Below are 2,776 nucleotides of genomic sequence, written 5' to 3'. Positions count from 1 at the left end.
GAATTAGAAGGTCTTTTTAATGCAAGAAAAGAATTCTTAGAAAATAATAATTAAAATTTAAACCACTAGAAAGCATAGGTTTTCTAGTGGTTTTTCTATAGAGAAATATAAGTTATAATGAGTAAAGATAAATGAAGAATTTGTAATTAGGAGGACATTGAAATGGAAGAAATAGCTATAGTTGATATGGAAGATAATATAATTGGTTATGCAGAAAAAATGTATGTACATAGAGAAGGAATAGTTCATAGAGCTTTTTCAGTATTAATATTTAATGATAAAAATGAAATGTTACTTCAAAGAAGAGCTCTAGAGAAATACCATTCACCTGGTGAGTGGACTAATGCTTGTTGTAGTCATCAAAGAGCTGGTGAGAATATAGAACAGGCTGCAAGAAGACGAGTAAAAGAAGAACTTGGTATAGAAGCTCCAAGGCTTACAGAAGAGTTTGTCTTTTATTATAAATGCAAATTTAGTAATGAGTTATATGAAAATGAAATTGACCATGTTTTTACAGGTATATATAATAAAGAAATTACAAACTTTAATAAAGATGAGATTTGTGAAGTGACATGGGTTTCTTATAATAGGCTTTTAGAATTAATAGAAAAAAAGCCAGAGGATTTTACTTTTTGGTTTAAAGATATTATGAAGAAAATACCTAAAGATTTTAAGTTTTAAAAAGAGCCTATCAGTTTATACGCTGATAGGCTCTTTTGCTATATTATGTGATTACATATCTTTTTCATCAATAAGAATTTGTATCATTTTTTTACATCTTCCACAACCAGTTCCAGCTGAAGTTTTAGCTCCAACAGCATCTACTGTGTTTGCACCTTTATCAATAGCATTTTTTATTCTATCAACTGAAACACCCATGCATCTACATCCACCTGAGAATGTTGCAAGTATTTTATCTCTTTGTTCTTTATCCATTTTTAAATCATCCTTAGTTTTTAAATTTGAATTACTTTCTATATCAAGGAAGTAATATCTTTAAAATAATTATATTATTAAATAAGAAATTTTAACAGGGAAAATATAGTAATATCTTAAAAAAATATATAAAAAATCTTTAGGATTTATTACTTTCTCAATAAATATACATTTAGAATAGTAGCTTAGTAACAATTAAATCAGTATCTTAGTAATTAATAATTAATAATAATTAATTATTATAAAAAGAATAATAGATACTAATAGATAATTGTTATTTGTTATGATATTATAAATACAACAAAGTATGTTTCAAGAGTAAATATTATATTTAAATACGTATGTGTTTATAATAGAGATTTATAATAGAAATAGCTTTATTTGAAAAATTAAATTAGAGGATGCGTTACAGCTATCCGAAATATTCCGAAACAAAAATTAAATTAGACGTTATGTTACAGAAATATCCGAACAGATTAAGTTAGGTATTACGTTACGAATAATATCAGAAACTTGTAAAAAATAATATCCCGTTAAATTTATAAAATAGATATCCCAAAAGAAATCCTATGAGAAGTTTCCTCCAAATTCTTCTCATAGGATTTCTTTGCGTATATTTAAGTTGATTAAAGAAGAAGATATTAGTAAATAAGCTTAAGAGGTGAAGTTATGGAGTTTGATTTACTGATAAATATATTTGATTTGCATAATGAAGCAAGTATATTACTTACTGAAAAATATAAGCCTAAAAATGTTTTATTCTTTTATATGACTGGCTTAGAAATAATTCAATTAGAAAAATTAAAAATATATTATAAAGAAAAATTTCCAATGTGTAAGTTTGATTATAAAAAGTTAGATATAAATAGCCCTAGAGAAATAGAGGGTGCAATCAATTCATATGAAAATATGAAAGGGGTTTGCAACTTAACATCAGGTAAAAAACTTGCAACGCTTATGATTTATACATTTTGTATTAAGCATAATATTATATGTAAATATGTTGATGTGAAAAATGAAGTATTGATAGATATAGGGACTGATGAAATTACTTTAAATAAAAATAGCTTTATTGATTTAGAGATTGAAGATATCATAAAAAGCATAGGAGCATCTATTATAATAGATTCTACCACTTTGTATAGTAATAAGGTCTTAATTGATTTTACTATGTGGATAAGTCAAAATATAGAGAAATGGGATGAACTTAAAATGATGCTTCAGGATACAACTATTTTTCTTCGTGATGAGGATAATATGAATTTTTTAAATGTTGATAATAGTAAAATTCCAAGTAAGTATAAAGAAGCTTTAAATGAAAGATTAGAGTTCTTAGAAGAAAATAAACAAATAAGCATATCAAGAAAAAGTGATTTTTGTGAAATTAATTTTTTAAATGATTTTATAAAAACTTTTCTTTTTAAAAGTGGGACTTGGCTTGAAATTTTAACTCAAAAGATAGTTGAAGAAATAGAAGTTATAGATGAAGTTAAAAGTGGTTTATTATTCTTGTGGGATAATGATAAATCTAATGTTAGAAATGAATTAGATATAGTTGCGATTAAAGACTCTGTTATGATTTGTATATCCTGTAAAGATTCAAAAAAATATGATGAAGTGACATTAAATGAACTTAATGTTTATGCAGGACAGCTTGGTGGGGAAAATGTTATAAAAATTTTAGTAGCTACAAAAGAACCTTCAAAAACAACAATTTTACAAAGAGCTAAAGAAATGGGAATAGAACTTATTATTTTTAATGGAGATATAAATAAATTTAAAAGAGAACTAACAGAAATTATAAATCAAAAAAGAGAAACAAGCTAAAGCTTGTTTCTCT

At 25.1% G+C, this 2,776-nt stretch carries 3 protein-coding genes; 2 read left to right on the top strand and 1 reads right to left on the bottom strand.

Going from position 1 to position 2,776, the window contains the following annotated elements:
- Positions 1 to 162: 162 nt before the first annotated feature.
- Positions 163 to 681 (top strand): isopentenyl-diphosphate Delta-isomerase, encoded by a 519-nt coding sequence (idi, locus tag Q0V15_RS12840; protein ID WP_297439536.1) that lies wholly within the window; start codon positions 163 to 165, stop codon positions 679 to 681.
- A gap of 51 nt (positions 682 to 732) precedes the next feature.
- On the opposite strand, the gene Q0V15_RS12835 is transcribed toward idi, so the two are convergent.
- Complete coding sequence (locus Q0V15_RS12835; protein ID WP_297439535.1) at positions 733 to 936, bottom strand: (2Fe-2S)-binding protein; 204 nt, start codon at positions 934 to 936, stop codon at positions 733 to 735.
- A 669-nt stretch (positions 937 to 1,605) separates the two neighbouring features.
- On the opposite strand from Q0V15_RS12835, the gene Q0V15_RS12830 reads away from it, so the two are divergent.
- Entirely contained in the window at positions 1,606 to 2,763 is a 1,158-nt protein-coding gene (locus Q0V15_RS12830; RefSeq protein ID WP_297439534.1) for a Card1-like endonuclease domain-containing protein, read from the top strand.
- Positions 2,764 to 2,776 lie beyond the last annotated feature (13 nt).

The sequence above is a fragment of the uncultured Clostridium sp. genome, from assembly GCF_947036855.1.
GTDB lineage: Bacteria > Bacillota > Clostridia > Clostridiales > Clostridiaceae > Sarcina.
Note: the sequence above shows the minus strand (reverse complement) of the source record. Positions and strands in the feature narration are given on the sequence as shown.